Annotated in this window: 16 protein-coding genes; 10 read left to right on the top strand and 6 right to left on the bottom strand. The window is 67.3% G+C overall.

From position 1 onward, the window contains the following. Window positions 1-16 precede the first annotated feature (16 nt). Window positions 17-997 carry an ornithine cyclodeaminase family protein gene (locus ACWZHB_RS09095; protein WP_427907493.1) on the top strand — a complete coding sequence of 327 codons (981 nt, stop codon included), beginning with the start codon at window positions 17-19 and terminating at the stop codon, window positions 995-997. Continuing rightward, a complete protein-coding gene (locus ACWZHB_RS09090; RefSeq protein WP_427907492.1) occupies window positions 994-1470 on the top strand; it encodes a nucleoside deaminase in 477 nt (158 codons plus the stop codon). The genes ACWZHB_RS09095 and ACWZHB_RS09090 overlap by 4 nt, the downstream gene beginning before the upstream one ends. Window positions 1471-1525: 55 nt before the next feature. Here the strand turns inward: ACWZHB_RS09090 and ACWZHB_RS09085 are convergent, their stop codons facing one another. The 3 genes from ACWZHB_RS09085 to ACWZHB_RS09075 form a co-directional block, all read right to left on the bottom strand. Beyond that, a complete protein-coding gene (locus ACWZHB_RS09085) occupies window positions 1526-2884 on the bottom strand; it encodes an MFS transporter (protein ID WP_427907491.1) in 1359 nt (452 codons plus the stop codon). Between the two features lie 112 nt (window positions 2885-2996). Then, the gene (locus ACWZHB_RS09080; protein WP_427907490.1) at window positions 2997-4277 is read right to left on the bottom strand and encodes an RNA polymerase sigma factor; all 1281 of its coding nucleotides are present in this window, start codon (window positions 4275-4277) and stop codon (window positions 2997-2999) included. A gap of 6 nt (window positions 4278-4283) precedes the next feature. Further along, on the bottom strand, window positions 4284-4703 hold the full coding sequence (locus tag ACWZHB_RS09075) for a YciI family protein (RefSeq protein ID WP_427907489.1): 420 nt from the start codon (window positions 4701-4703) through the stop codon (window positions 4284-4286). Between the two features lie 252 nt (window positions 4704-4955). On the opposite strand from ACWZHB_RS09075, the gene ACWZHB_RS09070 reads away from it, so the two are divergent. The 5 genes from ACWZHB_RS09070 to ACWZHB_RS09050 all read left to right on the top strand — a co-directional run bounded on the left by ACWZHB_RS09070 (window position 4956) and on the right by ACWZHB_RS09050 (window position 8869). After that, window positions 4956-5735, top strand: coding sequence for a crotonase/enoyl-CoA hydratase family protein (locus tag ACWZHB_RS09070; protein WP_427907488.1), 780 nt, complete (start codon window positions 4956-4958; stop codon window positions 5733-5735). Window positions 5736-5739: 4 nt separating this feature from the next. Further along, window positions 5740-6546 (top strand): SDR family oxidoreductase, encoded by an 807-nt coding sequence (locus ACWZHB_RS09065; protein WP_427907487.1) that lies wholly within the window; start codon window positions 5740-5742, stop codon window positions 6544-6546. 51 nt (window positions 6547-6597) lie between these two features. Next, complete coding sequence (locus tag ACWZHB_RS09060) at window positions 6598-7167, top strand: TetR/AcrR family transcriptional regulator (RefSeq protein WP_427907486.1); 570 nt, start codon at window positions 6598-6600, stop codon at window positions 7165-7167. Between the two features lie 86 nt (window positions 7168-7253). Beyond that, on the top strand, window positions 7254-8273 hold the full coding sequence (locus ACWZHB_RS09055; protein ID WP_427907485.1) for a medium chain dehydrogenase/reductase family protein: 1020 nt from the start codon (window positions 7254-7256) through the stop codon (window positions 8271-8273). 26 nt (window positions 8274-8299) lie between these two features. Next, window positions 8300-8869, top strand: coding sequence for an ABC transporter permease (locus ACWZHB_RS09050; RefSeq protein WP_427907484.1), 570 nt, complete (start codon window positions 8300-8302; stop codon window positions 8867-8869). Window positions 8870-8919: 50 nt separating this feature from the next. Here ACWZHB_RS09050 and ACWZHB_RS09045 read toward each other — a convergent pair whose 3' ends face one another. Then, window positions 8920-9528, bottom strand: a complete 609-nt coding sequence (locus ACWZHB_RS09045; RefSeq protein ID WP_427907483.1) for a TetR/AcrR family transcriptional regulator — start codon at window positions 9526-9528, stop codon at window positions 8920-8922. A 119-nt stretch (window positions 9529-9647) separates the two neighbouring features. On the opposite strand from ACWZHB_RS09045, the gene ACWZHB_RS09040 reads away from it, so the two are divergent. Both ACWZHB_RS09040 and ACWZHB_RS09035 read left to right on the top strand, forming a co-directional pair. Beyond that, window positions 9648-10574, top strand: coding sequence for a metal-dependent hydrolase (locus ACWZHB_RS09040; protein ID WP_427907482.1), 927 nt, complete (start codon window positions 9648-9650; stop codon window positions 10572-10574). 11 nt (window positions 10575-10585) lie between these two features. Continuing rightward, the gene (locus ACWZHB_RS09035; protein ID WP_427907481.1) at window positions 10586-11734 is read left to right on the top strand and encodes a hypothetical protein; all 1149 of its coding nucleotides are present in this window, start codon (window positions 10586-10588) and stop codon (window positions 11732-11734) included. Window positions 11735-11855: 121 nt separating this feature from the next. On the opposite strand, the gene ACWZHB_RS09030 is transcribed toward ACWZHB_RS09035, so the two are convergent. Then, on the bottom strand, window positions 11856-12251 hold the full coding sequence (locus ACWZHB_RS09030; protein ID WP_427907480.1) for a VOC family protein: 396 nt from the start codon (window positions 12249-12251) through the stop codon (window positions 11856-11858). Between the two features lie 103 nt (window positions 12252-12354). Between ACWZHB_RS09030 and ACWZHB_RS09025 the strand changes: the two genes are divergently transcribed. After that, window positions 12355-13332 carry a helix-turn-helix transcriptional regulator gene (locus ACWZHB_RS09025; protein ID WP_427907479.1) on the top strand — a complete coding sequence of 326 codons (978 nt, stop codon included), beginning with the start codon at window positions 12355-12357 and terminating at the stop codon, window positions 13330-13332. 65 nt (window positions 13333-13397) lie between these two features. Here the strand turns inward: ACWZHB_RS09025 and ACWZHB_RS09020 are convergent, their stop codons facing one another. Further along, a complete protein-coding gene (locus ACWZHB_RS09020; RefSeq protein ID WP_427907478.1) occupies window positions 13398-13715 on the bottom strand; it encodes a hypothetical protein in 318 nt (105 codons plus the stop codon). Between the last annotated feature and the right edge of the window lie 16 nt (window positions 13716-13731).

Here is a 13731-nt window from a genome sequence, read left to right as displayed (position 1 = left end):
TTCGTAGGAGCCACCGTTGACTCTGATCCTGTCGCATTCCGATGTGACCGCTGTCCTCGACCGCGGTGAGGTGCTCGCCGCCGTCGAGAGCGCACACGCCGACCTGGCACTCGGCACCGCGTTCGTGCCCGCACCACCGGCGATGGCGCTGGGCGGCGCCGCCTTCGTGCCCATGGTCGCCGCGGCCGAGTCCGCCGGTGCCGCGGCCGTCAAACTGCTCGCCGACCTACCCGCCAACCGCGACCGCGGCCTGCCCGTACAGCGGTCGGTGATCATCGTGACCTCGGCGGCCGACGGTTCGTGCGAGGCGCTGATCGACGGCCGCCTCGTCACCGCCGTCCGCACGGCAGCCGCCAGCGCGGTCGCCACGAAATACCTTTCCCGACAAGACAGTTCAACTCTCGGATTGATCGGCGCGGGCAATCTGGCGATCGAGCACACCCGCGCGATCGCGGCGGTCCGCCGACCGGAGACCGTGGTGGTCTGGTCGCGCACGGCCGCCACGATCGACCGATTCCGTACCGCGATCAGCGATCTCGGTCTCGAAGTCCGTGGCCTCGAATCCCCGCAAGCCGTCACCCGCGCCGCCGACGTGCTGTGCACCCTCACCCCCTCGCGCGAACCGATCGTCCACGGCTCCTGGTTCGGCGACGGCCTGCACGTCAATGCCGTCGGCGCCCCGCCCCGTGCCGATCATCGCGAGGTCGACGGCGAAGCCATGCGCCGGTCCATCGTCGTCGTAGACTCGGTCGGCACCACGCTCACCAAATCCGGGGACACCCTCCTGGCTATCGCCGAGGGGGCGATCACCCAGGAAGCGGTGGGCACCGAACTGGGCGAGGTGATCACCGGCCGGGCACCCGGCCGTCGCGATGACCGCGACATCACCCTGTTCAATTCGGTGGGCATCGGCCTACAGGATCTGGCCGTCGCCCGCCTGCTCATCGACAAGGCCCGCACAGGCGGCATCGGAACGGAAGTGGATCTCACCTCATGAGCGAGCTGACCGATATCGACATCACCCACCTGCGTCGTGCCATCGGCCTGGCCGGGCACGCTCTCGCGCTCGGCGACCGGCCCTTCGGCGCGGTCGCGGTGGCAGGCGACGGCACGGTCCTCGCGGAGGGTGTGAACGCGGTGAACACCACCGGCGACGTCACCACCCACGCCGAACTGGTCGCGATCACCCTCGCGACCGCGGCGGGCCGCGCGACGGACCTGCGCGGCGCCACTGTCTACGCCAGCGGTGAACCGTGCCCGATGTGCGCCGCGGCGATGGTGTGGGCCGGGGTCGGCCGCATCGTCTTCGCCGCGGGCGCGGCCGAATTCGGACCGATCCTGCCCGCCGGCCCGAGCTTCCGGCTTACCTGCGCCGAGGTCGTGGCGAGCTCGAGCGTGCCGGTCGAGGTCAGCGGACCGCACCTCGGCGAGGAGGCCCTCGCCGTCTTCCGCGCCGCGGCGAAGAACTAGTCCGGACACACCGAGGGCGCGGCGCCCTCTCGACGCCGCGCCCTCGGTGTGCGGTTCACTTCACCGCGACGAACTCCTCGGGCTCGCCCAGCTCACGCTGTTCCTCGATCGCCTCGGGAGTGCCCGGCACCTGCGTGCCGCGCAGCGAGACACCCTTGGTCTCGATGAGGAAGAAGGACGCGATCAGGCCGACCGCGCACGCACCGAGCATGTAGTACGCCGGAACCATGTTGTCGCCGGTCGCGCTGATGATCGCCTCGTTGATCACCGGGGCCGTGCCGCCGAAGATCGAGGTGGCGACGTTGTAGCCGATCGCCACGCCGGCGAAACGCACGATCGTGGGGAACATCGCGGGGAACGTGGCCGAGATCGTCGCCAGCTGGGGTGCGTAGAGCAGGCCGAGGATCGCGAAGCCGACAATCGCGCCGGTGAGCGAGGAACCGATCAGATGGTAAACCGGGACCACCGCGATCATCATCGCCGCACACGAGAACATCCACATGGGCTTGCGCCCGATCCGGTCGGAGAGGGCACCGAGGAACGGCAAGGTGCACAGCATCGCGATCTGCCCGAGCAGCGGTACGAGCAGCGCATCGGACTTGTCCATACCAAGTGCGGAACCGAGGTAGGTCGGGGTGTAGCTGATCAACGAGTAGTTGACGACGTTCAGCGCGATCACCAGGCCGAACAGGGTCAGCACCGGGCGCAGGTACTTCGTCACCAGATCGCGGTAGACACCCGAGACTTCCTCGGTCTCGTCCTTGCTCTCGACCTCGCGGAACACGGGGGTGTCCTCCACCCGGCTACGCAGGTACATGCCGATCAGGCCGAGCGGACCGGCGATCATGAACGGGATCCGCCAGCCCCACGAGTTCATCGACGCGTCGTCGAGCACATTCACCAGCAACAGTGCGACCAGGTTGCCGAGCGTAAAGCCCGCGAGCGTGCCGACCTCGAGGAAACTGCCATAGAATCCGCGCTTGCGATCCGGCGCGTATTCGGCCATGAATGTCGCGGCGCCGCCGTATTCACCACCGGCGGACAGGCCCTGGATCATGCGCAGCACATACAACAGAATCGGGGCCGCGATGCCGATCATCTCGAAGCTCGGGATCAGGCCAACGGCGAGCGTCGATCCGGCCATCAGAATAATCGTGGCGGCGAGCACTCGCTTACGCCCGATACGGTCGCCGAGTGGGCCCCAGATCATGCCACCGACCGGCCGGATCAGGAACGATACGGCGAAACCGAGCAGCGTGTAGACCATCCCGGACTCACCGTCGCCGGGGAACAACGATTTCGCGATATAGGTCGCCAAATAGGCGTAGACACCGTAGTCGAACCATTCGACCGCATTGCCGATCGCCGATGCACCGATAGCCCGGTGCAGCACCGATTTCGATTCCTGTGACATCCACAAACCTCTCGTCGTCGCCATTTAGGGCTACCCGACCGGTTCGCGAACAAACGTTACGACCGTACGAACACGGCCCGCGCACACCCCTACACTGCGGATATGCGGACGCTCAGGCCAGCGCGGCGAGCTTCTTCGCGAGGACGTTCTTCTCGCGTTCGTTGCCGCATCGGCGGAGGGCTTCGGTCAGCTCCGCGCGTGCTTCGGTGGTGCGGCCGAGTCGGGTGAGCAGTTCGCCGCGCACGCTGGGTAGCAGGTGCGACGTGGACAGGGCGCCGGAGGCGGCGAGCTCGTCGACGATCGGCAGGGCCACGGCGGGGCCGTCGGCCATCGACACCGCCACCGCCCGGTTCAGGTCGACCACCGGTGAGGGCGCGAGCCTGCCCAGCGCCTCGTACAGCACCACCACCCGTTCCCACTCGGTCCGCTCGACCGACGGCGCGACGGCATGACATTCGGCGATCGCGGCCTGCAGTCCGTAGGCGCCGAGTCCGCGCCCGACCTCGCCGGCCTTGACCAGCGCGGCGCGGCCCCGCCGAATCGCCGAGCGATCCCATCGGCGGCGGTCCTGCTGCTCGAGCAGCACCGGCTCACCGTCGGGACCCGTTCGAGCGGGAAATCGCGCCGCGGTCAGTTCGAGCAGCGCGAGCAGGCCGTAGACCTCGGGTTCGGCGGGCATCAGTCGCGACAGCACACGGGCCAGCCGCTGCGCCTCCCCCGCGAGATCGAAACGGATGAGATTGTCGCCGGTGCTGGCCGAGGACCCCTCGGTGAAGATCAGGTAGATGACGCCGAGCACCGACCCGAGCCGCGCCCCTCGCTCGGCGGCGGGCGGCACCTCGAACGCGACCTCGGCAGCGCCGAGCGTCTTCTTCGCCCTGGTGATCCTCGCCTGCACGGTCGCGGTCGGCACCAGGCACGCCTTGGCGATCTCGTCGCTGGTCAGACCGCCGACAACGCGCAACGTCAAGGCCAATCGCGCCTCCCGCGACAGCACCGGGTGACACGAGATGAACATCAGCGCGAGCACGTCGTCGTCGATCTGATCGGGATCCCACAGCACATCCGGTGCCGCACGCACGGGATCGCCGCCGGTGAGCGCATCGCCCTCGCCGAGGTCGGCGGCGAGGGCGGAGTAACGGTCGTCGAGGGCGGCGCGCCGGCGGAACGCGTCGATCGCCCGGCGTCTGCCGACGGTGAGCAACCACCCGGCCGGCTGCCGCGGCACGCCTTCCCGCGGCCACGTCACCAACGCCTCCGCGAGTGCCTCCTGGGCGAGATCCTCGGCCATCGCGAAGTCGCGGGTGTAGCGGGCGAGCGCGCCGACGATGCGGGCCGATTCGATCCGCCAGACTGCGGCCACGGCCTCGCGGCCGGAGTGGTTGTCGCTCATCCTGATTCAGAGCTGGCCGGTGGCTTCACGCCAGGCGCGCTCCTTCATGATCCACTTGTTCTCCTGCGGGAATTCGTCGATGCTGGGGACCCGGCGGATCTCGGTCTTGGTACCGGGGGCGACGTAGGGCATGCGCTTGGCCCACTCGATCGCTTCCTCTTTGGAGGCCACATTGAGGATGTAGAACCCGCCGAAGAGTTCCTTCGTCTCGCCATAGGGGCCGTCGGTGACCACCGGTGTCTCCGACGAGTAGTCGACGACCACACCATCGGCCGCGTCGTCGAGCCCCTCGGCGGCGACGAGCACCCCGGCGCTGATCAACTCGTCGTTGAACTTGCCCATGGTCTCGAGCATGTCGTTGAAGTCGACATCGGCCATCGCGGCCCAGGCTTCGTCGGTGGCGCGCATGATCAGCATGTACTTCATGGTTTCGTCTCCTCGGATCGGTGTGGACCCGCCTGCCGGGCCCTGTGTTCATCCCTAGGTCGAACGGGCACCGCTGCGGATCGACACCCGGCCGGAAGATTCTTTTCGCAAGTGTTCGGCAGCCTACGACGAGTGCGGTATTCGCGCGACGACGACGGGCACGAATCCCCGATTCAGCTGCTCGAGATCGTCCGGCGTGCTACAGATCGAAAAGGTTTGTCATCCTGACAGCCACTAGCGAAGGAGTCACTCGTGAGCGCAGTCCTCGTCGAGCAACGCGAGCATGTGCTCGTCATCGTGCTGAATCGGCCCGAGGCCATGAACTCGGTCAACGCCGAAGTGAGCACGGGGGTCGGCGAGGCGCTCGAGCGAGCCGAGGCCGACCCGCAGATCCGCGCGGTGGTTCTCACCGGCGCGGGCGAGCGGGCATTCTGTGCGGGCGCGGACCTGAAGGCGCTGAGCCGCGGTGAGTCGATTCTCGCCCCCGGACATGAGGATTGGAACCTGGCCGGGTACGTCCGGCACCCGATCAGCAAGCCGACCATCGCCGCTGTGAACGGTTTCGCGCTCGGCGGCGGCACCGAGCTGGTCCTGGCCAGCGACCTCGCGGTCGCCGCCGAGACCGCCACCTTCGGCCTACCCGAGGTCGCCCGCGGCCTGTTCGCCGCGGCAGGCGGCGCGTTCCGCCTGCCCGAGCAGCTCCCCCGCAAGGTCGCGATGGAGATGATCCTCACCGGCGAGCCGATCACCGCGGCTCGCGCGCTGGAGCTGGGCCTGATCAACCGTGTCGTGCCCGCCGCGGAGGTACTCGACGCGGCGCTGGCGCTGGCCGACCGGGTCGCCGAGAACGCGCCGCTGGCGGTGCAGGCGAGCAAGCGGGTGGCACTCGGCATCCTCGACGGCAAGCTCGCCGACGACGCAGCCTGGGACCAGACCAACCGCGAGATCATGGCTGTCGCCGCGACCGAGGACATGCGCGAGGGCGCTATGGCGTTCGCGCAGAAGCGCAAGCCGAACTGGCAGGCACGCTGACCCGATGCGGATCCTGATCCTCGGCGCCTCCGGTTTCGTCGGCAGCGCGCTGCACGCGCGGTTCGCCGAGAACCACGAGGTCGTCGGGACCAGCCGGGGCGGGCATGGGCTCGTCCCGGTGGATCTCGCCGACACCGGCGCCGTCCGCGAACTTGTGGCGCAGCGGTTCGACCTGGTGGTCCACACCGCCGGTGTGGTGGATCTCGGTGCCGCACAACGCGATCCCGCCGCAGCCTATGCGGCCAATGTCGCGCCGATGGTGCCACTGCTCGATGCCATCGGCGAAACGGGCGCCAAACTCGTCTACTTGTCGACCGACAATGTCTTCGACGGAACGGCCGACCACTACGACGAAAACGCCACGCGCGCACCGATCAACGTCTACGGCGAGACCAAGGTCGCCGCCGAGGATCTGGTCCTCGCGCACGACCACCACCTGGTCGTCCGTCTGCCCCTCGTCTACGGGCGCAGCCCACTGTCGAACAAGTTCCTCGCCCGCTTCGCCTCCCGCGAGATCCCGGCGCGCACCGATATCGTCTGCAATCCGCTGCATCTGCCGAGCTTGGCGCCCATCCTCGAAGAGCTCACCGACGAGTCGGGCGTCGTGCACATCGCGGGCGCGGAAACCCTCAGCCGCTACGAACTCATGACCCGGGTCCGCGATCACCTCGCCGCACCGGCCCGCATCGTGCCGACCGATCGCCTGACCGCCGCGCAGGACTGCCCGCGGCCACTGCGCCTGGTCATGCGCAGTATCCGGCACACGCTGACCGGCCCGGATGTGGATACCGCCCTCGCCGATCTGCGCTGACCCCGGGTCAGGTGTTGACGCTTCTCCGAGAGTGAGTGTACAGTCACTCACATGACCAAGCGCGGTGCCACCCTCTCCACCTCGGACGTCCGGCGTGACGCTGTTGTCGACGCCGCGATCATCGAGTTCGCCAAGACCGGCTACCACGGCACTCCCATCAACACGGTCGCGGCCCGCGCCGAAATCTCCCCCGCCTACGTCTTCAAACTCTTCCCCGGCAAGGTCGCCCTGTTCGTCGCCGCGCTCGACCACTGCTTCGAACTCGTCGAGCGCGCGATGTCAACGGGCGCAGCCGATTCCACCGCCGAGGACCCCGCCGGGATCCTGTACGACATGGGCGGCGCGTACGCCCAACTCATCGCCGACAAGAGCCTGCTGATGCTCCAGGTGCACGCCCAATCCGCCACCGACATCCCCGAAATAGCCGACGCGCTGCGCCGCGGCCTGGCCAGGATCACCACGTTCGCGCAGCGCCGTTCCGGCGCCGCACCCGAGCAGATCCAGTACTTCATCGCCTACGGCCAGCTCTGCCACCTCGTCACCACCCTCGGCCTCGACGACAACGACAGCGACTGGGCCACCGCCCTGACCACCGGAATGCGCCACCCGAACGCCTACTGACCTTCGCGCTCCAGCCTTTTCAGGTTGGAGTTTTCTTTTCCACCAAGAGTGATTGACCAGTCACACACCATGGAAGGCACGCCCTGATGAACACCACCACCGCCACCGAAATCGTCCTGCCCGGCCGGGTAGACCCCCGCGGCCTGCTCGTCACTCATCGCGAACTCCCCGCCCCCGGCCCCGGCCGCGCACTGGTCCGGGTCGACGCGTCCGGAGTGTCCTTCGCCGAGCAGCAGATGCGCCGCGGCAAGTACTTCGATCAGCCACCGTTCCCGTTCGTCCCCGGCTACGACCTGGTCGGCACCGTTGTCGCGGCCGACGACGAGACCCTGGTCGGGCAGCGGGTCGCCGCGCTGACCAAGATCGGCGGCTGGAGCAGCCACGTCGACCTCGACGCCGCCGACCTGATCCCCGTGCCGGACACCCTTGACCCCGCCGAGGCGGAGACCTTTGTCGTGAACGGTATTACGGCGTGGCAGATGCTGCACCGGGTCGCCGACGTCGCACCGGGCGCGACGATCCTCGTCCTCGGCGCCAACGGTGGCGTCGGCTCGACGCTGGTCCAATTGGCCAGAGCCGCGGGCATTCACGTGATCGGCACCGCGTCCGCCCGCCATGCCGACGCCGTCACCGCGCTGGGCGCCACCTGGATCGACTACCGCGGTGATGTGCCGCACCAGGTTCGAGCCCTCGCACCCCACGGTGTCGACGCCGTGTTCGATCACGTCGGCGGGCCAGGCATCACCGATTCCTTCCACCTGCTCGCCGACGGCGGCACCCTGGTGTCCTACGGAACCGCCGCCACCAAGAACGACGAGGGCGACTCGCGGCTGCCCGTCCTGAAGCTGTTCGGCCGCCTGCTGTGGTGGAACATGCTGCCCAACAAGCGAAGTGCGCACTTCTTCAACCTGTGGGCGGGCAAGCGCAACATCACCCGGTTCCGCGCCCGCATCGCCGAAGACCTGGGCCGGGTGCTCGCGCTCGCCGCCGCGGGCACCGTGACCGCTCAGGTCGCGGCCCGCATCCCGCTCACCGAGGCCGCCCGAGCGCTGGAGCTCGCCGAATCCGGCACCGTCACCGGCAAAGTCGTCCTCGTCAGCGCCTGACCCCGCTCACACACTGGAGACAGACCATGCACATTTCCCAGCCCGTTCGCACCGTCCTCGACAATCGCCCGATCTATCTGAGCTTCGGCCTCGCCTGGCTCATCGGGCACGGCTCCTTCGCCCTGACCCACGGCCCGAATCCCCTGCTCGACCTGCCCGGTGTCGTACCGATCGCACTGCTCGGACTCGGCTTGCTGGCGGCCATGGTCATCACCACCGTCGTTTCCCTGCGAGCCCAACGAGGCGCGACGGGTCGTGAAGCGGTGGTGGGCAATCTACTCGGCGCATCGTGGCTGATCGGGTTCGCGGCCCTGTTCTTCCTGATCACCGCGCTGGGTTCGACGCTGAGTCCCGACACCGCCGCGACCCTCTGGCCGACCGGATCCGGACTGATCGTCGGGCTGCTCTACCTCGCGGGCGGCGCCGCCTACCGTGATGTTCTGCAATACACCCTCGGCGCATGGCTTGCCGTAAGCTCCACGGCCGCACTGTTTCTCGACGGCGCGTACCTGTACTGGGCGCTAGCACTGGCCGGCGGCGGCAGCTATCTGCTCGCCGCGGCGCTCGAACCGCGCAGGCTCGCCGCGGCGAGCTGAGCTGTCAGCCACCGTGCCCGTCCGGACTTCCGGGCGGGCACGCTCGGCGTTCAGTTGTTCTGCTGCGCGCCGATCGCCGATCCCATCCATCGGTGGAGATAGCGGCGCAGTTCGTCGTCGGAACGAGCCGGGTTGCCCGGCGACAGGAAGAACGACTGCATCGTACGCAGGACGTATTCGACGAGTTCGCGCAGCGCCGGCTCGTCGTAGCCGTAGGCGGCCCAGTCGACATCGAAACGACGGATCATGGTCATGCCGAAGGCCTGGGCCGCATCGGAGGTCATGCCCTCCGGGTGGGCATTGGAGTACGAGCTCGAGAGCAGAATGCCCAGGTGGGGAGTGCGGCGGACGTCGGTGAGGGTGAAGACCACCGCCTCCGTCATCGCTTCGACAGGGTCGCCGAGGCCGCCGACCTGGCGGGTGAGCCGATCGAGGAAATCGTCGACCGAGGCGATAGCCGAGGCGGTCATGAGCGCGTCGGCGCTGGGGAAGTACCGGTAGACCGTCTGACGGATGACGCCGAGCGATTCCGCCACATCGGCGATGCTGATCTCCGCGCCGGTCCGGCCGATCAGTTCGACCGCGGCAGCGATGATCCGGCGCGTCGCCTCCGCATCGTCACCCGGCGGACTACCGCCCCACCCACGTCTACGCGCCACCCGGTGGACGCTAGCACAACCCCAGGTCAGGGCGAATTCCGTAAAAGTGATCATACACTTGAAGACCTACTCGTATGATTGCTTTATTCAACAGTGGCCGAACAACGAGGTAACCCACCGTGACCGACCTTCATGTCCGCAAAATGGATTTCGCGTTCTCCGACTACGACGTGCCGTTTCTGTGGAATCCACAGAACCCGGCGTTCTCGTCGATGGCCAATGCCGTCTCGTTCCTGGCGATCGGCTTCGAGAAGATGATCGTGCAACTGATCACGCAGGCGAAACCGCAGATCACCGACCCCGAGGTGGCCGCAGAGGCCGACGCGTTCATGCGCCAGGAGGGCCAGCATTCGACGGCGCATCGTCAGCATGTGAAGGCCCTGATCCGGCGCTACCCCGGCCTGCAGCAGACCCTGGACGCGGTGATCGGCGAGTTCGACAAGCTCACCGCCGAAACCTCGGTGAAGTATCGCCTCGCCTACACCGCCGATCTCGAGGCGACGTTCACGCCGGTGTTCAAGTTGATGCTCGACAACGACAAGAACCTCTTCGCCCCCGGTGACGACCGCGTCGCCTCGCTGTTCATCTGGCATTTCGTCGAGGAAGTCGAGCATCGCAGTTCGGCGCTCATCATCTTCAACTCGGTGGTCGACAGCGAGCTGTACCGGATGCGGGTGGCGGCGTCGATCTTCCGGCACGTGCTGCAGGTGATCCGGGTGGCGTGCGAGGGCTTCAATGAGCATGTGCCGCTGGCGGATCGCCACGTCGACGCGCTGTCGATGTTCGCCAACTACCGCCGCGGGCAGACGCTGCGCAAGTGGCTGCCGTTCCTGCAGCCGGCCGACAACGGAACCATGCCGCGCGCGTTCGACGATCTCGGGCTGCGCGAACAGCTCGTCGCACTGGGCGGCATCATCCGCAGTCAGACGCCGGGACACAATCCGGCACACGAGAAGCTGCCCGCGCTCGCCGACGAATGGTTCCGCCGCTACGACGACGGCTACGACGTAACCCGCTGGTACACCGCCGATTCCGTCAGCTCGTAGAAGGAATTCCGATGGCCGAACACTGTTCCCCCACCTTCGCCGAGCTCACTCACGAACTCGGCTTCTCCTGCGAGGAGGCGGGCGGACTCGTCGAGTTCCGTAGCCCGTTCGCCCTCGAGAACTGGACCCTGCCGGTCCTCGAACTCACCATCGTCGTCGGCGCGATCCTTGCCCTCTGGTACGCGATCGTGCGCCTGCGCCGCCATGGCGACCCCACCAATCTCGTGCTGTGGTTCGGCGCCACCGCCTATCTTTTCGTCATCGAACCGCCGCTGTACTTCCCGGCCGCGTTCGGCATCGAAGACCATGTCGACACGATGTTCGCGCACAACGTGTTCACCGTCGACTTCCTCTGGGGCCGACTACCCATCTACATCATCGCGATCTATCCGCTGATGGCGACGATGGCGTTCGGCATCGTCCGGATGCTCGGCATCTTCCGTCGCTACGGCGTGTTGATCGGGGCCACCTGCGTGGGTTTCGTCCACCACGCCTTCTACGAGATCTTCGACCACCTCGGCCCCCAATTGCGTTGGTGGGAATGGTCGATCGACAACCCGATCAACCAGCCGATGTTCGATTCGGTCCCGATGGGCAGCGTCGTCGTCTTCGCGGCCCTGTGGCCGATGTCGCTGGCGTTCTGCGTCCAGTACTTCGTCGGCCGCCACGTCGACGACGGCAAGAACTTCTCCGGCATCGAATTGACGTGGCGCACCATCGTCATCGGCCTGCTGGCCTCGGTGGGTACCTTCCTGCTCCCGCTCCCCGCCACTGTCATCGGCATGATCGGCGACACCGTCCGCGGCACCGTCTACGCCTTGGAACTGGCAGCACTCGCGATAGTTGCCACTGTCGTGATGGTCCGCCAGTGGACCGAACTACGCCGCGGCACCGCGACACCCCCGCCGTACACAGACCCCTTCGTCCAACGCTTCAGCATCCTGTACCTGGTCGTCTTCGCCTTCCTCTGGATCGCCGCTCTCCCTGACTTCTTCGCCGCCGTCAACGGCGAGACCAGCAACGGCGACCCCATCGGAAACCTGTGGTACACCGCAGCCTGCTTCGCCGTCGCTATCTGCTCGGTCGCTGCCACCTTCACCGTGCCACGCGCACGGACAGGCTCAGCAGCCCCCGAGCCGGCGACTTCGAACGCCGGCTGATCCAGTCCCGTGGTGCCGCTGCCGGTCCGCTCGTCGACAACACGGGCGGACCGGTACGACATCATCACCTGCTACCGCCGATCAGCCGTCGTGCGATAGTTGCGCTCCGCCGGGGTCCTTGTCATTCGACATGTGCCCCAGCGCGGGCAGCGACCGGGGTGAACAGGTTGATCAGGTTGCCGTCGGGGTCGCGAAGCAGCAGCGACCGATTGCCCCACGGCATCGTTGTCGGCTCGTTGACGAAATCATCGACAGTGTCGCGCAGCCTCCGGTAGTCGGCGTCGACATCGGCGACCATGAACTCGATGATCGCCGTGTGGTTGTCGGCTGGGCGCGCGCTGCCGGCTCCGAACAGCGCTACCGTCCGGGTGCTGCCGATCGCGAGCGTGCCGACCGGAGTAACGATCTCGGCGAAATCCGGTGTAGCCCAATCGGCTTCGACATCGGTCACTTGCTGATAGAAGCCGACCAGTTGTTCGATGTCGTCGGTGATCAAGCGAATCGAGACCAGATTCATTGCGTGCTCCTGCTATCGCATCGGGCGGAGTTTCCGCCATCGATTCCCACGGTAGAAGCGATACCGGACAGTTTCCGCCCGGTATGGATGCGAGAATTTCCCGATGACGCGCCCCACTGCCCGCGTGCTGGCTTTGCTCGAACTGTTGCAGGCCGGAGGTACCCACACCGTCGGCGAACTCGCCGGACGGCTCGGCGTGGACGAACGCACGGTCCGGCGCTACGTCACCCATCTCATCGACCTGGACATCCCGGTCCGCTCGCTCCGCGGCCGCTACGGCGGATACCGGCTCGCCCCGGGGTACCGGATGCCACCACTGATGCTCACCGACGACGAAGCGGTGGCCGTGGCGCTCGGACTCCGCACCAGCCAATCGACTACGCACGCCGCCGACACCGCCACGGCCAAACTCCGCCGCGTCCTGCCCGCTCGCCTCCGTACCCGGCTGGACGCACTGCTGGAGACCGCCGAATTCACCGCGGACGCCGGCCCCGAAGTCCCCGTCGAGACCGCCGTACTCCTACCGATAGCCGAGGCCACGCGCGAATACCGACCAGTCGCGATCGAGTACACCGACCGCGACGGGCACCACAGTGAGCGAACCGTCCACCCCTATGGTCTCGTAGCCCACTCCGGCCGCTGGTACCTGACGGGCATGGACAGCAACAGCGACGATCTTCGGCGATTCCGGCTGGACCGCATCAGCAGGGTGACCACCCTCCCCGGAACCTTCGCTCCCCCTGCCGGTTTCGAGCCGACCACCCATCTGCTCTCGGCACTCGCCACGGCGCCCTATCAACACGAGGTCTCGATCCGAGTCCAGGGCACGCTCCCCCAGATCCGCGCACTACTCCCCGCCACGATCGCCACCGTGCACGACATCGATACCCCGCCGCCGCACGCCGACCCATGGACACGAGTCCTGATCCGGGCCGAACAACTCGACTGGATTCCGCTCGTACTCGCCGGCCTGAACCGCCCGTTCGTCATCGAACACCCCGCCGCGCTCAACGACGCCGTACGAGCCCTCGGCCGGCGACTGACCGCGGCCGCGGGCCTCGGCCCGAACCAAGGAGCCTAGGCGTGACTGCTCGCTGTCACCTGATCGTGCGGAAGCCCCTCGGCCGAGCGCTCGCGTCGATCTAATCAGGGTGCCGTCAGGCTACTGCTGAGGCTGGACGAGCCCATGCTCAGCAGTTGCAGGATGTTCTGGAAGAAGTCGCACCCGCCCGACTGCACCTGCCACGCATCCGCGGGCAGCGGGTGCAGGAACGACTCCGCCTCGATCGCCCGGGACGCGAGCACCGTGCCGTTGGCCGGCTCCGCGAGGTCGGCAGGCTCGGCGTAGAACGAATCCTGTTCCGGCAGTGGCGCTGCCGTAGCCCACCCTGCGCACGCCGCTACCAGCGCGAAAACCGCACCGACCACCGTCGCCCGCGATATCGCGATCTCGTTTGCCCGCATCGAACACTCCCGCCCC

The sequence above is a fragment of the Nocardia sp. FBN12 genome (assembly GCF_054031145.1).
Note: the sequence above shows the minus strand (reverse complement) of the source record. Positions and strands in the feature narration are given on the sequence as shown.